17 protein-coding genes are annotated in these 17,013 nt (G+C 66.8%); 13 read left to right on the top strand and 4 right to left on the bottom strand.

Annotated elements, in window-relative coordinates:
• Positions 1-258: 258 nt before the first annotated feature.
• Positions 259-837, bottom strand: coding sequence for a superoxide dismutase [Fe] (sodB, locus tag DXK93_RS02920; RefSeq protein WP_013394768.1), 579 nt, complete (start codon positions 835-837; stop codon positions 259-261).
• Between the two features lie 166 nt (positions 838-1,003).
• A complete protein-coding gene (xseA, locus tag DXK93_RS02915; protein ID WP_119449308.1) occupies positions 1,004-2,371 on the bottom strand; it encodes an exodeoxyribonuclease VII large subunit in 1,368 nt (455 codons plus the stop codon).
• Between the two features lie 349 nt (positions 2,372-2,720).
• On the opposite strand from xseA, the gene DXK93_RS02910 reads away from it, so the two are divergent.
• From DXK93_RS02910 to rpsT, 10 genes are all read left to right on the top strand, one after another.
• Positions 2,721-3,344, top strand: coding sequence for a MotA/TolQ/ExbB proton channel family protein (locus tag DXK93_RS02910; RefSeq protein ID WP_054452372.1), 624 nt, complete (start codon positions 2,721-2,723; stop codon positions 3,342-3,344).
• Positions 3,341-3,754, top strand: coding sequence for a biopolymer transporter ExbD (locus tag DXK93_RS02905; RefSeq protein WP_054452373.1), 414 nt, complete (start codon positions 3,341-3,343; stop codon positions 3,752-3,754). Before DXK93_RS02910 ends, DXK93_RS02905 begins: the two co-directional genes overlap by 4 nt.
• Positions 3,751-4,791, top strand: coding sequence for a tetraacyldisaccharide 4'-kinase (lpxK, locus tag DXK93_RS02900; protein WP_119449307.1), 1,041 nt, complete (start codon positions 3,751-3,753; stop codon positions 4,789-4,791). Before DXK93_RS02905 ends, lpxK begins: the two co-directional genes overlap by 4 nt.
• 64 nt (positions 4,792-4,855) lie before the next feature.
• A complete protein-coding gene (locus DXK93_RS02895) occupies positions 4,856-5,038 on the top strand; it encodes a Trm112 family protein (protein ID WP_054452377.1) in 183 nt (60 codons plus the stop codon).
• Between the two features lie 10 nt (positions 5,039-5,048).
• Entirely contained in the window at positions 5,049-5,813 is a 765-nt protein-coding gene (gene kdsB / locus DXK93_RS02890; protein WP_119449306.1) for a 3-deoxy-manno-octulosonate cytidylyltransferase, read from the top strand.
• A 91-nt stretch (positions 5,814-5,904) separates the two neighbouring features.
• Positions 5,905-6,561, top strand: a complete 657-nt coding sequence (gene adk, locus DXK93_RS02885; RefSeq protein WP_054452380.1) for an adenylate kinase — start codon at positions 5,905-5,907, stop codon at positions 6,559-6,561.
• Positions 6,562-6,693: 132 nt separating this feature from the next.
• Positions 6,694-7,452, top strand: coding sequence for a 3-hydroxyacyl-CoA dehydrogenase (locus tag DXK93_RS02880; protein ID WP_054452382.1), 759 nt, complete (start codon positions 6,694-6,696; stop codon positions 7,450-7,452).
• Between the two features lie 182 nt (positions 7,453-7,634).
• The gene (gene murJ / locus DXK93_RS02875; RefSeq protein WP_054452384.1) at positions 7,635-9,194 is read left to right on the top strand and encodes a murein biosynthesis integral membrane protein MurJ; all 1,560 of its coding nucleotides are present in this window, start codon (positions 7,635-7,637) and stop codon (positions 9,192-9,194) included.
• A gap of 192 nt (positions 9,195-9,386) precedes the next feature.
• Positions 9,387-10,355, top strand: coding sequence for a FecR domain-containing protein (locus DXK93_RS02870; protein WP_119449305.1), 969 nt, complete (start codon positions 9,387-9,389; stop codon positions 10,353-10,355).
• A 259-nt stretch (positions 10,356-10,614) separates the two neighbouring features.
• Positions 10,615-10,878: a 30S ribosomal protein S20 gene (rpsT, locus tag DXK93_RS02865; RefSeq protein WP_006396042.1), complete on the top strand. Its 264-nt coding sequence runs from the start codon at positions 10,615-10,617 to the stop codon at positions 10,876-10,878.
• Between the two features lie 149 nt (positions 10,879-11,027).
• Here the strand turns inward: rpsT and DXK93_RS02860 are convergent, their stop codons facing one another.
• The gene (locus tag DXK93_RS02860; RefSeq protein WP_225590303.1) at positions 11,028-11,900 is read right to left on the bottom strand and encodes a LysR family transcriptional regulator; all 873 of its coding nucleotides are present in this window, start codon (positions 11,898-11,900) and stop codon (positions 11,028-11,030) included.
• A gap of 207 nt (positions 11,901-12,107) precedes the next feature.
• On the opposite strand from DXK93_RS02860, the gene DXK93_RS02855 reads away from it, so the two are divergent.
• From DXK93_RS02855 to DXK93_RS02845, 3 genes are read left to right on the top strand one after another with little or no spacing between them, the layout of a single operon-like run.
• Complete coding sequence (locus tag DXK93_RS02855) at positions 12,108-13,679, top strand: GMC family oxidoreductase (RefSeq protein WP_119449303.1); 1,572 nt, start codon at positions 12,108-12,110, stop codon at positions 13,677-13,679.
• Entirely contained in the window at positions 13,676-15,148 is a 1,473-nt protein-coding gene (locus tag DXK93_RS02850; protein WP_233564493.1) for an aldehyde dehydrogenase family protein, read from the top strand. Before DXK93_RS02855 ends, DXK93_RS02850 begins: the two co-directional genes overlap by 4 nt.
• Positions 15,149-15,190: 42 nt before the next feature.
• Positions 15,191-16,090: a catalase gene (locus DXK93_RS02845; protein WP_119449302.1), complete on the top strand. Its 900-nt coding sequence runs from the start codon at positions 15,191-15,193 to the stop codon at positions 16,088-16,090.
• On the opposite strand, the gene DXK93_RS02840 is transcribed toward DXK93_RS02845, so the two are convergent.
• Complete coding sequence (locus DXK93_RS02840; RefSeq protein WP_119449301.1) at positions 16,048-17,001, bottom strand: LysR family transcriptional regulator; 954 nt, start codon at positions 16,999-17,001, stop codon at positions 16,048-16,050. The genes DXK93_RS02845 and DXK93_RS02840 overlap by 43 nt on opposite strands.
• Positions 17,002-17,013 lie beyond the last annotated feature (12 nt).

The following is a 17,013-nucleotide window of genomic DNA, read 5'->3' as shown; positions in this document are numbered from 1 at the left end:
GGTTTATGGCGGGCATGCCGCGGCCGTGGACCCCGTGGTTCAGTCGCCGACCGGGGCCAACGATAGTGGCTGGCAAACCTAGGGATTACCCGGAAGAAAAGCCGGTTTGTTCTTCATTTCCCCGCAATGAATTCGACAATCGACAGGGATTTCGCAGGCTGAATTTTTCCTGAACAAAAAAGAAAACCCCACGCTTGCGCGAGGGGTTGATCAGCAGGAGCCGCGACGCTGACGCCGCGGCGGGCCTGGCTTTGCCTATCAGGCGAAGTTCTTGGCCGCGAATTCCCAGTTCACCAGCGCCCAGAAGTTTTCCAGGTACTTGGGACGGGCGTTGCGGTAGTCGATGTAGTAGGCGTGTTCCCACACATCACAGGTGAGCAGCGGCTTGTCGGCCGTGGTCAGCGGGGTGGCGGCGTTGCTGGTGTTGACGATGTCGACCGAGCCGTCGGCCTTCTTGACCAGCCAGGTCCAGCCCGAACCGAAGTTGCCGGCGGCCGACTTGTTGAAGGCTTCCTTGAAAGCGTCGAAGCTGCCCCACTTGGCGTTGATGGCGTCAGCCAGCTTGCCGGTCGGCGCACCGCCGGCCTTGGGAGCCAGGCTGTTCCAGTAGAACGTGTGGTTCCAGATCTGGGCGGCGTTGTTGAAAATGCCACCCGAGGACTTCTTGACGATGTCTTCCAGCGACAGCGTTTCGAATTCCGTGCCCGGGATCAGGTTGTTCAGGTTCGTGACGTAGGTCTGGTGATGCTTGCCGTAGTGGAACTCCAGCGTTTCCTTGGAGATGTGCGGAGCCAGCGCGTCCAGTTCGTAAGGCAGGGGGGGAAGAGTATGTGCCATGTGAGGTTCCTTCTGTTGAGTGCACGATCAAGCCGTTCAATTGTATCGGCAACTACTGAGGATACCTCGTTAACCCCCCGCCCGCGCGGGGTTAAGGGACGCATCTGCTTATGACTGGAAGCATGTGTTCATGACAGCAGCCCCAAGCGCGCGCGACCGCCCTCTTTCAGGAAGCCTCGCGCGTCTCGCGGCTGCGCGTGACCGCGACTTCGGCTCCGCCCTGCGAGAAGCTCAGGTCCAGCGCCTGCCCCGCCGTCAGCGCGGTCCCGTCCCGCACGATGCGGCCCTGTTCGTCGCGCGCGATGGCGTAGCCGCGGGCCAGTGTGTTGCCCGGATCCAGCGCGCGCAATTGCGCCGTGGCGGCGGCCAGCCGGTTGCGCCGCTGCACCAGCAGCCGCGCATGCGCCTGGCCGAGCTGCCGCGCCGCGCCGGCCAGCCGGTCGGCCGCGCGGCCCGTGTCGGGTACGCGATGCGCCAGACGCTGCGTCAGCAGATTGACGCGCGCGGCGCGGCGCTCCTGGGGACCGGACCAGGCGGTGGCCAGGCGGAAACGCAGGCTGTTCAGGCGCTCCCGCTGATGTTCGAGCCGTTGGGCCGGAGACACCAGTTGCGCGGCGGCGCGGTCCAGCCGCTGGGCAGCGCGTTCCAGGCGGCGCTGCTGACCGCGCGTCATGGCCTCTGCCGCCTGCATGACCCGGCCCAGCAATTCCGAACGCGGCACGCAGGCCAGTTCGGCGGCTGCGGTCGGCGTCGGCGCGCGCACGTCGGCCACGAAATCGACGATGGTGAAATCCGTCTCGTGCCCCACCCCGCTGATGACGGGGATTGCGCTGGCCGCAACCTCGCGGGCCAAGGCTTCGTCGTTGAAGCTCCAAAGATCCTCGATGCTGCCCCCGCCGCGCACCAGCAGCAGCGTATCGACCTCGGCGCGCTGGTTGGCCATGCGCACCTGGGCGGCCAGCCGCCCGGCGGCGTCCGCCCCCTGGACCGGCGCGGGGTAGATGAACACGGGCACCTGGGGTGCGCGGCGCGCCAGCGCCGACAGCACGTCCCGCAACGCCGCGGCATGCAGGGACGTCACCACGCCGATCGCCCGCGGCAGGCGCACGGGTTCGCGCTTGGCGGCGGGATCGAACAGGCCTTCGGAAGCCAGTTGCTCCTTCAGGCGCAGAAACGCCTCGTACAGATTGCCTAGTCCGGCCCGCCTCATGGCGTCAGCCTGCAGCTGATAGTCGCCACGGGGCTCGTAGAGCGACACGCGGGCCCGGATTTCGACCTGATCACCGGCCCGCGGCGTGAAACCCACCGCACTGGCGCGGCTTCTGAACATGACTGCCCGCACGGAGGCCCGGCTGTCCTTGAGCGTGAAGTACCAATGCCCGGAAGCCGCCGCCGTGAAGTTGGAAATCTCTCCACGCACCCATAGCGCCGGGATGCTGCGCTCCAACAACTGCCCCACAGCTTGATTCAGCTGGGCAACCGTCAGGATATCCCGCGCAAATACGTTGTTTGTGACTGTAGATTCAATTGTCATGGGGCTTTCCGATGCGTACCTGTCCACAGGAGCCGCGTAGCGGGCCGCAATCATACCGCGTCCCAGCAGATTTTCCCCAACCGGCCCGAAAGCCAGCAAATTCGAACTAAATCATTGATTTTTATATAACTTTATTGAAAACAAAGCTGCTCGAAATTGAAGCAAACAAGTGCAAGCCCTGTGCCCACAAGCACTTCCGGGAAGTTTTGCACAGAATTATCCACAAGATCTGTGGATAGATTGGGGGTCGTACCGACTTGCCACACCCCCGCCGCACCGTTACAGTTTCGGCTTGATCAGATGCCGGTTCGCGCCGCTTTGCGCACCGGTCCCCCGGGAGTTGAACGCTTTGCTTTCCATACTGCGCGAGGCCGGCTGGCCGATATGGCCCCTGCTGGCGACATCCGTCCTGGGCCTGGCGCTGATCTTCGAGCGCTTCCTCTCCCTGCGCCGCGGCCTGGTCATGCCGCGCGGCCTGAGCGACCAAGTGGCTGAAATGCTGCGCAACCGCCAGGACACTCCCGACGCGATCAACCGCCTGGAGCGCAACTCGCCGCTGGGCCGGATCCTGGCCGAGGTGATGCGTCACCGCCACCTGCCGCGCGAGGAACTGCGCAACGTGGTCGAGGATACCGGCCGCGCCGTCGCCCACGACCTCAGCCGCTACATCTCCGCCATCGGCACCATCGCCGTGGTCGCGCCCCTGATGGGCCTGTTCGGCACCGTGGTCGGCATGATCGAGATCTTCGGCTCCTACACCCCCGGCGGCGGCGATCCCGCGCAACTGGCGCGCGGCATCTCGATGGCGCTGTACAACACCGGCTTCGGCATTCTCATCGCCATTCCCGCCATGATCGCGCACCGCTATCTGCGCGGCCGCGTGGACGGCTACCTCAGCGCCATGGAACAGACCGCGTCGCGCCTGGTCCGCGCCGTCTCCCCCGGGTCCGCCATGCGCGAGGGCCGTTCATGAATTTCCGCGGCCCCCGCGGCGAGCGCGATGAGCTGGATATCAACCTGATTCCGCTCATCGACGTGCTGCTGGTCATCCTGATCTTCCTGGCGGCAACCACCTCCTTCGCGCGCTTCACCCAGCTGAAGGTGACGCTGCCCCAGGCCTCGATGGAACAGGACACGCCTCCGGCGCTGGAAGTCGCCGTCAGCCAGGACGGGCGCTACGCGCTCAACGGCACGCTCATCGACGTCTCCACGCCGCCCGAAATCGCCGAGGCCTTGCGCCAGGCCGCCGCCGGCAAGACCGAACCGCTGGTCGTCATCAACGCCGACGCCCAGGCCACCCACCAGTCCGTGATCAACATCATGGAAGCCGCCCGACTGGCTGGCATCGGCCGCGTCAACTTCGCCGCGCAGACCACCCGGTGACCGCCAAGCGCGCCTCGACGCTGCTGGCGCGCCAATGGCAGCACGGCGGCTGGCTCTCCAATCTGCTGCTGCCGCTGTCCAGGCTGACCGCCTGGGAAGTGGCGCGCAAGCGCCAGCGCTACCTGGACGGCACCCGCCGCTCGTACCGCGCCCCCGTTCCCGTCGTGGTGATCGGCAATGTCTATGTCGGCGGCACGGGCAAGACCCCCATGGTCATCGCCACCGTCGAAGCGTTGCGGGCCCGCGGCTACACCCCCGGGGTCGTCAGCCGCGGCTACGGCGTCAAGGTCGGGCCGCACGCCCGCGTCGGGCTGGGCCAACTCGAAGCCGCCCGCTTTGGCGATGAACCCGCGCTGATCGCCCGCGCCACCGGGGCGCCGGTTTCCGTGCACCCGAAGCGCGCCCTGGCCGCCCAGGCCCTGCTGCAGGCGCACCCCAAGGTGGACGTGATCGTGTCGGACGACGGCCTGCAGCATCTGGCGCTGGCGCGCGACATCGAAATCGTGGTGCAGGACGAGCGCGGCGTGGGCAATGGCCGCCTGCTGCCGGCGGGCCCCCTGCGCGAGCCCGCCGAACGGCTCCGGGAGGTTGACGTGGTCGTGACGAACATCGGCACCCCCGACGGCCAGCCCCAAACCGGGGGCAGCGTCCGGCCGCGGCAAGTCCGCATGTGGCTGGAACCGGGCGATACGCGCCAGGTCTCGGGCCGCGGCGCGCGCCCCCTGGCCGCCTTTGCCGGCCAGCCGCGCATCGCGGCGGTGGCCGGCATCGGCAATCCGGAACGCTTTTTCACCACCCTGCGCGGCGCCGGCATCCAGCTGGAAACCGCGCTCGCCCTGCCCGATCATCACGATTACGCCGAGTCGCCCTTCCAGGCGCTGACAGCCGAGGCCATCCTGGTCACCTCCAAGGACGCGATCAAATGCGCCGCCCTGGACGATCCGCGGCTGTGGGAAGTGCCCGTGCGCGCCGGCTTCTCCGATCCGCAACTGTTCGACTGGCTGGCGCAGGCGCTGCGCCAGCCAGTCCGGACCTAGCAAACCGTCCGCCTGGCAGCGCCGCGCGGCCCGGCCCCCGGCAAACTGCTTTAGAATTCCGGTCATGGAATCCCGCCTACTCGACATCCTCGTCTGCCCGCTGTGCAAGGGCCGCCTCGAACACGACCGGCAGCAAGCCGAACTGGTTTGCCGCGCCGACCGCCTGGCCTTCCCTGTGCGCGACGGCATCCCCGTCATGCTGGAATCGGAAGCCCGCGCGCTGGACGACGCCCCCGCTTCCCACTGAACCGCCGAGCATGAGCTTCATCGCCCTGATCCCGGCGCGCACCGCCTCGACCCGGTTGCCCGACAAGCCGCTGGCCGACATCGCCGGCAAGCCCATGGTCGTGCGCACCGCCGAACGCGCGGCGCTGTCCGGCGCTTCCCGCGTCTATGTGGCCACGGACGACGTCCGCGTGCAACAGGCGGCGCAGGCGCACGGGCTGCAGGCGCTGATGACCCGCGCCGACCACGCGACGGGCACCGACCGCCTGGCCGAAGCCGTGGAGCAACTGGGCCTGCCTGACGACGCCATCGTGGTCAACGTGCAGGGCGACGAGCCCCTGATCGAACCCGAACTCATCGACGCGGTCGCGGCCAAGCTGCAAGCCAGCCCCGAGGCCGACATCGCGACCTGCGCCTGTCCCCTGGCCAACGCCGAGGCCCTGTTCAACCCCAACGTGGTGAAGCTGGTCTGCGCCGCGAACGACCGCGCGCTGTATTTTTCACGCGCCCCGATCCCCTGGGCCCGCGATGCGCTGGCCTCGGGCGAACGCGTGCTGGCCGACGGCCTGCCGGCCTGGCACCACATCGGCCTGTACGCGTACCGGGTGTCGTTCCTGCGCCGCTATCCGTCCCTGCCGCAGGGCGCGCTGGAACGTTTCGAATCTCTGGAGCAGCTGCGCGCCATGGAACACGGCCACGTCATCGTCGTCCATCGGACGTCCAACCCTCCTGCCGCAGGCGTAGATACCCCGGCAGATCTGGAACGCGTCCGACTGGTCTACAGCAAGCAGATATAAGGGTTATTTCCTATGGCGCGGCTCCGCATCGGCTGCTGCATTGCGGCATAATTCCCCGGATCACAAAAAATACACCCCTTCAGGAGCACTCATGCGTCTCATCTTGCTCGGACCTCCCGGCGCCGGCAAAGGCACCCAGGCCGCGTTTCTCACCCAACACTTCGGCATTCCCCAGATTTCCACCGGCGACATGCTGCGCGCCGCGGTCAAAGCGGGCACGCCGTTGGGCATTGAAGCCAAAAAGGTCATGGATGCCGGCGGTCTGGTTTCCGACGAGATCATCATCGGCCTGGTACAGGACCGTCTGAAGCAGCCCGACTGCGCCAACGGCTACCTGTTCGACGGTTTCCCCCGCACCATCCCGCAGGCGGACGCGCTCAAGAGCGCCGGCGTCAAGCTGGACTACGTGGTGGAAATCGAAGTCCCCGAAGAAGACATCATCGAACGCATGAGCGGCCGCCGCGTGCACCAGCCCAGCGGCCGCAGCTACCACGTGCGCTTCAACCCGCCCAAGGTCGAAGGCCGTGACGACGTCACCGGCGAAGAGCTGATCCAGCGCGACGACGACCGCGAGGAAACCGTGCGCAACCGCCTGGCCGTGTACCGCGACCAGACCCGCCCCCTGGTCGACTACTACTCGTCCTGGGCGCAGCAGAATCCCGCCGACGCGCCGAAGTACCGCAAGATCTCCGGCGTCGGCGCGGTCGAAGAAATCAAGGCCCGCCTGTTCGAAGCCGTCCAAGGCTGATCGGCGCCTCGATGGCTCACAGGCCTTCGGCGCTGGCACCGGAACGCAACGCGTCCGGCCGGCCCCGAAGGCCTAGTCATATCCGGCGCCTGCCGCGCCGCTTTCATCCCTAGAACTACTGGTGGTAGACACATGGAAATCGCGAACAAGGTATTCATCGTCACGGGCGGCGCGTCCGGACTGGGCGCCGGCACGGTGCGCATGCTGGTCGAAAACGGCGCCAAGGTCGTCATCGCCGACGTGCAGGACGAGCCGGGCTCGGCCCTGGCCAAGGAACTGGGCCAGCGCTACGTCCACTGCGACGTGACCCAGGAAGCCGACGGCAAGAACGCCGTAGCTGCCGCGCTCGAGCTGGGCTCGCTCTTTGGCCTGGTGAACTGCGCCGGCGTCGCGCCCGCCGCCAAGATCGTGGGCAAGAACGGCGCGCATCCGCTGGAACTGTTCCAGAAGGTCGTGTCGATCAACCTGATCGGCAGCTTCAACATGATGCGCCTGGCCGCCGAGGCCATGAGCGCCAACGCGCCCGAACCCACCGGCGAACGCGGCGTGATGATCAACACCGCCTCCGTCGCGGCCTTCGACGGCCAGATCGGCCAGGCCGCCTACGCCGCCTCCAAGGCCGGCGTGGCCGGCATGACCCTGCCCATCGCGCGCGACCTGTCCAAGACCGGCATCCGCTGCATGACCATCGCCCCGGGCATCTTCGGCACGCCCATGATCTTCGGCATGCCGCAGGAAGTGCAGGACTCGCTGGCCGCCAGCATTCCCTTCCCCGCCCGCCTGGGCCGCCCGGAAGACTACGCCAAGCTGGTCCACAGCATCATCACCAACGACATGCTCAATGGCGAAACCATCCGCCTCGACGGCGCCATCCGCATGCCGCCGAAATAATGCCCCCACGCTTCGCCCGCTGCGCGGGCTCTCTGCCCCCCGAGGGGGCTCTTTTTCCCTTGGGGCGGCCCAAGGGAAAAAGGCGCTCCGGCGTAGAGAAAAAACGTAGGGCGAAGTGTTGCCCCATTCAAGGGGCAATGTTGGTTATGGGGCCTGCCGGCCCCCTTTTTACGTAGTCCTCCATGAGCCTGTTTCGTTCGGCGGCCACGGTCAGCAGCTTCACCCTGCTGTCCCGCATTTCCGGCCTGATCCGCGACATCCTGGTGGCCCGCGCTTTCGGCGCCGGCCCCATCACCGACGCCTTCTGGGTCGCTTTCCGCATTCCCAACCTGCTGCGCCGCCTGTTCGCCGAAGGAGCCTTCGCCCAGGCCTTCGTGCCCATCCTGGGCGCCGCGCGCAACAACCGTTCCGAAGCCGAAGTCCGCACCCTGCTGGACCGCGTGGCGCTGCTGCTGACCGCGGCGCTGATGCTCATCACCCTCATCGGCATCGTCGCCGCGCCCTGGGTGGTATCGGCCATGGCCAGCGGCCTGCGCGGAGCCGCCCGCGACACCGAATTCGGCGCCGCGGTCTGGATGACGCGGGTGATGTTCCCCTATATCTTCTGCATGTCGCTGATCGCGTTCGCCTCGGGCGTGCTCAATACCTGGCGGCGCTTTGCCGTGCCGGCTTTCACGCCGGTGCTGCTCAACCTGGCGATGATCGCGGCCTGCATCTGGCTCGCGCCACGCATGGACGTGCCGGTCTACGCGCTGGCCATCGGCGTCATGATCGGCGGCGTCGCGCAACTGGCTGTGCAATGGATCGCCCTGGCCCGGCTCGGCCTGACGCCACGCTTCACCCTGCGGTTCCGCGAGGCCTGGGGCGACCCCACGGTGCAGCGCATCCTCAAGCAGATGGCGCCCGCCACCCTGGGCGTCTCGGTCGCGCAGATCTCGCTCTTGATCAACACCAACATCGCCACCTGGCTCACGCCGGGCAGCGTTACCTGGCTGTCATTCGCCGATCGCCTGATGGAATTCCCCACGGCGCTGCTGGGCGTGGCGCTGGGCACGGTGCTGCTGCCCAGCCTGTCCGCCGCCCATGCCCGCGACGACCACGGCGGTTACAGCGGACTGCTGGACTGGGGCCTGCGCCTGGTGCTGCTGCTGGGCCTGCCGGCGGCGGTGGGCATGGCGCTGCTGTCCGACGGCCTGGTCGCCACCCTGTTCCACTACGGCGCCTTCGCCGCCCAGGACGTAAGCCAGACCCGGCTGGCGGTCATTTCCTATTCCGCCGGACTGATCGGTCTGTTGGCAGTGAAGATCCTGGCGCCCGGCTTCTACGCCAAGCAGGACATCCGCACGCCGGTGAAGATCGCGATCGGGGTGCTGATCATGACGCAGTTGATGAACCTGGTGCTGGTGCCTCTGATGGCGCATGCCGGGCTGGCCCTGGCAATCGGCCTGGGCGCCTGCCTGAATGCGCTGGCGCTGCTGATCGGCCTGCGCCGCCGCGGCGTCTACCAGCCCGGCCCCGGCTGGGCGGCGTTCGCGCTGCGCCTTTTGCCCGCCTTGGCGGCGCTGGCGGCCTTGCTCTGGTATGCGGACGGACGCATCGACTGGATCGCCCTGCAGGCCCACTCCGGTCAGCGGGTGGCCTGGCTGGCTGGCGTGCTGGCGGCCAGCGGCGCGGTCTACTTCGGAATGTTGTTACTGTTTGGCTTCCGCCCTAGGGACTTCGGCCGACGTCCGGCGCGCTAAGTTCGGACAATCTGCCTATATACACGTCAAAAGCCGGTCTAGTACCGGCTTTTTTTGCATTAGATTCGTCAAGAATTGACAATCAGCCGGTAATCTTTGGTAAAAAACCTTTATTATTTACAAATTGCCATCGAAAGGATCCCCCTTGAAGCACTGCGGGGACATGAAGTGAAGTACGCCCAAGGACAACCCATGGCGGACCAGGTAATCAATTGGCTGCTGTTATTGCGCTCCGGCAAGGCGACCGCCCAGGACTATAACGACTTCCTGGCGTGGCGTGCTGCCGACCCAGCCCACGAGAACGCCTGGCAGCAGCTGACCGGCTCGCTGGAAGGATCGACGTTCGGCCGGCTTGGCGACGCCTATCCCGCCGGCTACGCGACCACCGGCCCGGCCATCCCGCATCTCGCGGCCCCTTCCGGCCCCGCCATTGCGCCCCCTCGCCGCCGTTTTCTGGCCGGCGCGCTGGCGCTCGCCGGTACCGGCGCCTGCGCCGCCTACGTGGGCAATGCCTTCTATCCCCTGGGTAACGTCGCGGCGGATGCCGCCACGGCCACGGGCGAGCGTCGCCGCTACGTGCTGTCCGACGGCAGCCAACTGCTGCTGGACGCGCGCAGCCGCGTCAACCTGGACTTCACTCCCGCGTATCGCCAGGTCCGCCTGCTGGACGGCGCCGTGACGGTGTCGGTGGCTCCTGACGCGCGCCGCCCTTTCCTGGTCCAGACGGCAGAAGGCACGGTCCGCGCGCTGGGCACCCGTTACATGGTGCGCCAGCAAGCCCAGCGCACCCTGGTAGTGGTGCATGAGCATGAGGTCGAGGTCGAAACCATGTCCGGGGCCCACGGCACCGTCCGCGCCGGCACCGGCGCCCGGTTCGACGCGGCCCGCATGGACACCCCGCGCGCCGAACTCATGGCCGAAGCCGCCTGGGAAGCCGGCTGGGTCGAAGCCCGCGGCCGCCCGCTGGCCGAAGTGATCGCCGCCCTGCGCCCCTACCGCAGCGGCACGCTGCGCGTGTCCATGGCCGCCGGCGGCCTGCCGGTATCCGGCCACTTCCCGCTGGACGACACCGACGCCGCGCTCGATACGCTGCGCGACATCATGCCCATCCACGTCCGCCGTTTCACGCCCTGGTTCGTCTCCATCAGCGTCGCCACCTGACAACGCCGGCATTCGCCCCGTGTCGCCGGAGCGGCTTCGTTGTATACTAAGCACGGTGTTTTTATCCAGTAGGCGCCACGGGTTTTCCTCAAACGCATGAGGACCATCCGCAAGGGCTCTCCAGCCCAGGGAATTCCTCCCGCAGCGCCCCCCGCCCGGTTGACGGGCGCTCCATCGGCTGATCAAACATTAAAAGCTTGCATTCCCGTAGGGACTTGCTACAATGTTCGACTTTGCCGAATTCAACTTATATAGCAACATGGCCAATACCGCCCAAGCCCGCAAGCGCGCTCGCCAATCCGTTGAGCGCAACAAGCACAATTCCAGCCTGCGCTCGATGCTGCGCACCGCCATCAAGCGCGTTCGCCAATCCATCGCCGCTGGCGACAAGGCTGCGGCTGGCGAAGTGTTCCAGAAGGCCTCCAGCGTGATCGATCGCGTGGCCGACAAGAACATCATCCACAAGAACAAGGCCGCTCGCCACAAGAGCCGCCTGGCTGCCGCCATCAAGGCGCTGGCCTAAGCCATTCTGCCGCCCTGTTTTCAGGGCGTCACGAATACGGCAAATGAAAAAGGATGCCCATGGGCATCCTTTTTTGCGTTTCGGGCCGCCGCAAAGCCTCTATTTTGCGGCGTCCATATACTCCCCTTTGCCCCTTGCGCCCGCCGCGGCTATAACTGCGCCGCGATCCGCTCGGCGAAGAAATCGATGAACGCGCGCACTCGGGCAACCTCCGCCGATCGGGGCGGCCATAGCAGCGAAACGCTGCCCCGGTTTTCGGTGTAATCCTCGAGCACCGGCCGCAGCCGCCCCGCTGCCACGTCTTCCTTTACCAGGTAGCTGGGCGCCTGCACGATCCCCAAGCCGCCGATCGCCGCGGACGCCAGGGCCTCGCCATCATTCAATATGCTGGAGGGTTTGAATACCCTGCCCGACGGCTCTCCCTTGAAAGCCCAGGTTTCCGTCCTGCCAGTCGTTGGAAATCGATAGTAGATACAGCAATGCTCACTGAGATCCGCAGGCGTGCGCGGCGTGCCGCGCTGGGCCAGGTAGGCGGGCGAGGCGCAAGTCGTGAACGCGTGCGGGCCGATGTTGCGGGCCTGCAGCCCTGAATCCTCCAGTTCGCCCAGGCGCAATACGAGGTCGTATCCGTCCTCGATCACGTCGACGATCAGGTCGTCCAGGTTGATGTCGACCATCACCTCGGGAAAGCGCGCGTGGAAGTCGCTGAGCGCCGGCAACACGATCCTGCGGCCCATCACCGTGGGAACACTGATCTTGAGCCGGCCGCGGGGCGCGTTCTGCACCAGCTGCAACTCGCGCTCCGCCTCCTGGAGATCCTTCAGGATCTTGCTGACATAGCGGTACAGGACCTCGCCTTCACCGGTCGGCCCCAGAGAGCGCGTACTGCGATGCAGCAGCCGCACGCCCAGCTTGAGCTCCAGCCTTTCAACCGCCTTGCCCGCCGCGGACGCGGACAGGCCCAGCTTGCGCCCGGCCGCAGCGAAACTGCCGGACTCCACCGTGGCCGCGAAGGCCACCATTCCACTGAACGATTCGATCGAAAAGGTTCCGGACATATGTTCGCGACTCTAAAGACCGCCACCCGTCTTCTGTCGGAGGCGGTACCGATGAATGATGCATCCCAATGGGATGCCGGGCTGAACGCTGGCTACAGCTGATCCGATCAGCCGTCGATGCGCTTGAACCTCCGATCCTGACACAAGGCTGGATTTTTAGAGGAGACCACAATGAATACAGGACTACGCCACCCTTCGGCGTCAGAAAATTCAGACTTTCAGCACGCTGCCTTCGACATCATCGTGGTGGGAGGCGGTTCGGCGGGCGCCGTGCTGGCCAGCCGCCTGAGCGAGGATCCCGCCCGCCGGGTACTGCTGCTCGAGGCCGGCCAGGCCTATCCGCCCCACGCCTACCCGGACGCCGTCCGCGCCCAGAACATCATCGGCGGCGACGCCAAACACGACTGGGGATACGTGTCCCAGCCAGGCTGGGGCGGAAAGTCCTTCCTGGTTCCGCGGGGCAAGGTGCTGGGCGGCTCCTCGGCCGTGAATGCCGGCGTCTGGATGCGCGCGCCCGCAGCCGACTTCGAGCGCTGGACCCGAGCAGGACTGCCGCATTGGTCCATCACCGACGCGCTGCCATTCTTCCGCGGCAGTGAATGGACCGCCTCGGGCGCGGACCAATGCCATGGCCGCACCGGCCCGGAGCCGGTGCACCAGTTGCAGGACGACGAAATCTCCGACATGCAGCGCGCGTTCCTGGTTTCGGCCCAGATGGCGGGCCATGCCCGCGTGCGGGACTTCAACAGCGACGCGCCTTTCGGCGTCGGCCCCTACCCGATGAACAACCGCATGGGCCAACGGCTGAACACGGGTATGACCTACCTGTCGGACGTCGTGCGCGCCCGACCCAACCTGACGATCTATAGCGAGACGCTGGCGGACCGCGTCGAGATTGAAAATGGCCGGGCGCAGGCCGTGATCCTGGCCGATGGCGAGCGGATCGCAGCCGGCGAAGTCGTACTCGCGGCTGGGACGTATGGATCGGCGGCCATCCTGCTTCGCTCCGGCATCGGGCCGGCGGCGGACCTCAAGGCCCTGGACATCCCCCTGGTCGCCGATCTTCCGGTCGGCCTGCGACTGCAGGAGCATCCCTTCTACTTCACGGTCTGGGCCGCGCATCCCGACCGGCTGGGGCTGCCCATCCCGCCGGTTGGCGCCATCCTGTGGACCCGGTCATCCCGGGCCGGGCCCGGCGACGGCGACCTGCATGTCAGCGCAGTGCATTATGGCGACCCCGCCGACTCGCCCACCGGCGCAATCTTCATGCTGGCCCTGGCGCTGACTCGCCCCAGCTCCATCGGCAGCCTCAAGCTGCAAGACCGCGATCCCCGCACTGCGCCGCTCATCGACCTCAACATCCTGGGGACTGCGCGCGATCGGAAACTGATGGTCGAAGGCATTCAATTGATCCGCCGGATCGCGAGCCAGGGCCCGCTGTCCGAGATCATCGCTCAGGAGCTCGTGCCGGGCCCCGCCGCAGCGGACGCTGCGGCGCTGGAAGCGGCCCTGCCGACAGCGTTGGACATCTATCACCACCCCACCTCGACCGCCCCCATGGGCGGCGACGGCGATCCTGGCGCGGTAACGGACTATCAGGGACGCGTGCGCGGCATCGCCAGACTGCGAGTCGCGGACGCATCCTGTTTCCCGGACGTCCCCTCCGTCGCCACCAATCCCACCGTAGTCATGCTGGCCGAACGCGTCAGCCACTGGATCAGGAACACGGAGGCCAGATCATGAAAGATGCCGAAAACACCGCCTGGACCCGCAAGGCCTACAACTGGATCGGCGGCGTCCAGCGCTCCGAAGGCGCCCTGAGGGAATCGATCGACCCTGCCACCTACAACATCATCGGCCACTACCCCGACAACGGCCTGGCGGCGGCAAAGTCGGCCGTCACGGCAGCCGTACGCGCCTTCCGCACGACGCCTTGGGCCCATGACCACGAACTGCGCGCCCGCGTGCTGGAGCAGTTGGCGCGGGCATTCGAGCGCAACCGCGACCGGCTGCTGGACATCCTCTCCCTCGAAAACGGCAAGATCAAGGGCGAAGCGGGCTTCGAGCTCGACATGATTCCAAGCAAGCTGCGTTACGCGGCCGCCGCCGCCCTGCTCGAAAGCGGCCGGGCGCTGACGCCCAGGCCCGGCAGCATTTCCATGGTCCTGCGCCAACCCATGGGCGTAGCGGCGGTGATCGCGCCCTGGAATTCACCGGCCGTGCTGACGATACGGTCGCTGGCGCCGGCCCTGGCGGCCGGCTGCACGGCGGTCGTCAAGCTGCCCGGCCAGGTGGCGCAAACAGCCAGCTTCATGGCCGAGATCATGGCCGAGGCGGAGGACCTTCCGGATGGCGTGATCAATCTGTTCTTCGAAAGCGGACCCGATGGCTCCGCCTATCTGGTGGACTCGCCCGAGGTTCCCGTCATCAGCTTCACCGGCTCCACCCGCACGGGCCGCGCGATCAGCGCCGCCGGCGCCAGGCACTTGAAGCGCTTCGGCATGGAACTCGGCGGCAAGACTCCCATGATCCTGTTCGATGACGCGGACGTGGACGCGGCGCTGCCCGTGCTTGAAAAGGCCTTGACTGTCTTCAGCGGCCAGTTCTGCATGACCGGCTCCCGCTTGCTGGTCCAGGACGGCATCTACGCCGAGGTTCGCGACGGACTGGCCTGCCGGCTGCGCAAGGTCAAGGTCGGCCCGGCTGCCGATCCGGACAGCGACATGGGGCCGCTGATCGACCGCGCCAGCGTCGAACGCGTCGACCATGCCGTCGTCCTAGCGATCGCCGCGGGCGCCACGGCAGTCGAGCGCGGCGGGCCGGTGGACACAGGCCCGCTGGTCGGCGGCGCCTTCTACCGCCCCACGCTCCTGGAGGTGACCGAAAACAGCCTGGCCATCGTCCAGCAAGAAACTTTCGGCCCGGTGTTGACGATCCAGCGTTTTGCCGACGAGGCCGAAGCCATACGCCTGGCCAACGACAGCGAATACGGCCTGGCCGCCAGCGTCTGGACCCGCGACGTCGAGCGGTCGCTGCGTGTCGCGCAAGCCATCGACGCAGGTTCGGTATGGATCAACGACTGGGCCAAGGTCTACGACAGCACCGAGGAAGGCGGCTTCAAGCAATCCGGGCTGGGACGCCTGAATGGCGTGGCCGCGCTGGAGGACTTCATCGAATACAAGCACATCGCGCTCAAATCCGGCCTCGGCTAATGCCGACCGGCCAGAACGTCCATTAGAAAAAAGGAGACTCCCATGCCGGATTCCATCGCCGCAAAGCTGATTGACGCGCTCCATGCGGGCGCGGATGTCCCGCCAGGCTGCCGCGTCAATCACGCGCGCGGACTGCTTGTGGAAGGCAGATTCCTTGGCGTGCCCCGGGCAGCGCAATTCTGCGCTTCGCCCATGTTCAACGACGCTGAGCAGCCGCTCCTCGCCCGATTCTCGGACTCCGGCCCCGACCCGCGGATTCGCCAGGACAGTCCGCAAGCCGAACCGCGCGGCCTGGCCGTGCGTATCGGACAGGATTCGCAGTTGGTGCTCGTAGGCCACTCGATCGAAGGTTTTCCCGCGCAAGACCCGCAGACGTTTCTTGCATTCATACAGGCCCTGAACAGGCAGCACACCGCCCCCGAGGCGTTGCAAGCCCATCTGGCGGCCAATGCGCCGGCGCAACGCTTCGGCCAACTGCAGCAAGACGCCCTGCCCACGGGCTACGCCTCCCGCAGCTATCACATGCTTCATTCCTACCGCCTGACCGCCGCGGATGGCGGGACGCGAACTGGCAGGTTGACGATCCGGGGCAGGAACGCCGATGGCGCTCACAAGGCGCTGACCGGTCGGAACTGTATGGACGAGGCCTTGCGCCATGCAATGGCGGCGGGCCCGGTGGCGCTGGAACTGGCGTTTACCCCGGAGCCGGAACGAGGCACGACGGACGACCCGTCCACGGGCTGGTCAGGACATGGCGGCTCGATGCTCCTGGGATATCTGATGCTGGAACGCCTTGCGCCAGATCAGGACGCACAGCGCACCCTGGTATTCGACCCTTCCATCCTGCCTGCCGGCATCGCGTTCGCGGGCGACCCGCTGCTGAAGGCGCGCTTGCAGGCCTACCGGCTGGCGGCAGAGCGACGACTGCGCGGCATTTCCTGATCCAGGCCAGACGCCAGGCGGCTCCGGGCCGCCTGCGCCGCCTCGCGCAACGACGCCATCAATGCATCCACCAGCGGATTGCCCGGCCGGTGCTCCGGAAACACCACGCTGACCCGGAACGGAAACGAGCGCGCCAAGGGGCGGATATGCAGGCCCCGGCCGGCAAAATCCAGCGCAGTCAGCGGGTTCACGATGGCCAGGCCCAGGCCCTGGCGCACGAAAGTACACACAGACACGGCAGTCGTCGTCTCGACGATGGACCGCCGCAGCACGCCGGCTTCGGCAAAGGCTTCGTCGATCTGGATACGATAGGGATCGCTGGAGGACAGGCTGACGAACGCATGGCCTTCGAAATCGGCCAGCTCGATGCGCTGCCTGCCCAGGAGTTCGTGGGCGTCGGGCAGCACGCAGACTTCGTCCACTTCCAGCAGCAGCTCCACGCGCGTGCCGGCCGGCGCCGCGTCGTGCTCGGTCAGGCCCAGGTCGTAACGCTGGGCGCTCAGCCATTCCTCCAGGAAGGGCGATTCCTGGGTTTCCAGCGCCAGGCTCACCCCGGGATGGCGCTCATGGAAACGCCGGAACGCGTCCGGCAGGATCGAATGGGAAAAGACCGGCAGCGCGATCACCGACAGTTGCCCGCCCTTGTAGGCCCGCAGGCGGGCCGCGGCCGAAGCGACCCGTTCCAGGCCGGCGTAGGACTGGCGGACCTCGTCGAACAGCGCCAGGCCCGGCATGGTGGGCCGCAGCCGCCCTGCCACCCGGTCGAACAGCGTGAAGCCTATGCCCTGCTCCATGCGCGCCAGCTCGCGGCTGACGGTCGGCTGGGAAGAGCCCAGCAGCTCGGCCGCCTTGGTCACGCTGCCGGCGATCATGACCGCACGGAAGACTTCGATTTGCCGGTGCGTCAGCATCGCCTACCCATA

This window comes from Achromobacter sp. K91, from assembly GCF_003576205.1.
Classification (GTDB): domain Bacteria; phylum Pseudomonadota; class Gammaproteobacteria; order Burkholderiales; family Burkholderiaceae_B; genus Achromobacter; species Achromobacter aegrifaciens.
The sequence above is the reverse complement of the archived record's forward strand: the minus strand, read 5'-3'. Positions and strand labels throughout refer to the sequence as shown.

What these genes read in the sequence shown, in the direction of transcription:
- sodB (WP_013394768.1), bottom strand. Translation starts at nt 837, where the DNA reads ATGGCACATACTCTTCCCCCCCTGCCTTACGAACTGGACGCGCTGGCT.
- xseA (WP_119449308.1), bottom strand. Translation starts at nt 2,371, where the DNA reads ATGACAATTGAATCTACAGTCACAAACAACGTATTTGCGCGGGATATC.
- DXK93_RS02905 (WP_054452373.1), top strand. Translation starts at nt 3,341, where the DNA reads ATGAATTTCCGCGGCCCCCGCGGCGAGCGCGATGAGCTGGATATCAAC.
- DXK93_RS02895 (WP_054452377.1), top strand. Translation starts at nt 4,856, where the DNA reads ATGGAATCCCGCCTACTCGACATCCTCGTCTGCCCGCTGTGCAAGGGC.
- kdsB (WP_119449306.1), top strand. Translation starts at nt 5,049, where the DNA reads ATGAGCTTCATCGCCCTGATCCCGGCGCGCACCGCCTCGACCCGGTTG.
- adk (WP_054452380.1), top strand. Translation starts at nt 5,905, where the DNA reads ATGCGTCTCATCTTGCTCGGACCTCCCGGCGCCGGCAAAGGCACCCAG.
- DXK93_RS02880 (WP_054452382.1), top strand. Translation starts at nt 6,694, where the DNA reads ATGGAAATCGCGAACAAGGTATTCATCGTCACGGGCGGCGCGTCCGGA.
- murJ (WP_054452384.1), top strand. Translation starts at nt 7,635, where the DNA reads ATGAGCCTGTTTCGTTCGGCGGCCACGGTCAGCAGCTTCACCCTGCTG.
- DXK93_RS02870 (WP_119449305.1), top strand. Translation starts at nt 9,387, where the DNA reads ATGGCGGACCAGGTAATCAATTGGCTGCTGTTATTGCGCTCCGGCAAG.
- rpsT (WP_006396042.1), top strand. Translation starts at nt 10,615, where the DNA reads ATGGCCAATACCGCCCAAGCCCGCAAGCGCGCTCGCCAATCCGTTGAG.
- DXK93_RS02860 (WP_225590303.1), bottom strand. Translation starts at nt 11,900, where the DNA reads ATGGTGGCCTTCGCGGCCACGGTGGAGTCCGGCAGTTTCGCTGCGGCC.
- DXK93_RS02855 (WP_119449303.1), top strand. Translation starts at nt 12,108, where the DNA reads ATGAATACAGGACTACGCCACCCTTCGGCGTCAGAAAATTCAGACTTT.
- DXK93_RS02850 (WP_233564493.1), top strand. Translation starts at nt 13,676, where the DNA reads ATGAAAGATGCCGAAAACACCGCCTGGACCCGCAAGGCCTACAACTGG.
- DXK93_RS02845 (WP_119449302.1), top strand. Translation starts at nt 15,191, where the DNA reads ATGCCGGATTCCATCGCCGCAAAGCTGATTGACGCGCTCCATGCGGGC.
- DXK93_RS02840 (WP_119449301.1), bottom strand. Translation starts at nt 17,001, where the DNA reads ATGCTGACGCACCGGCAAATCGAAGTCTTCCGTGCGGTCATGATCGCC.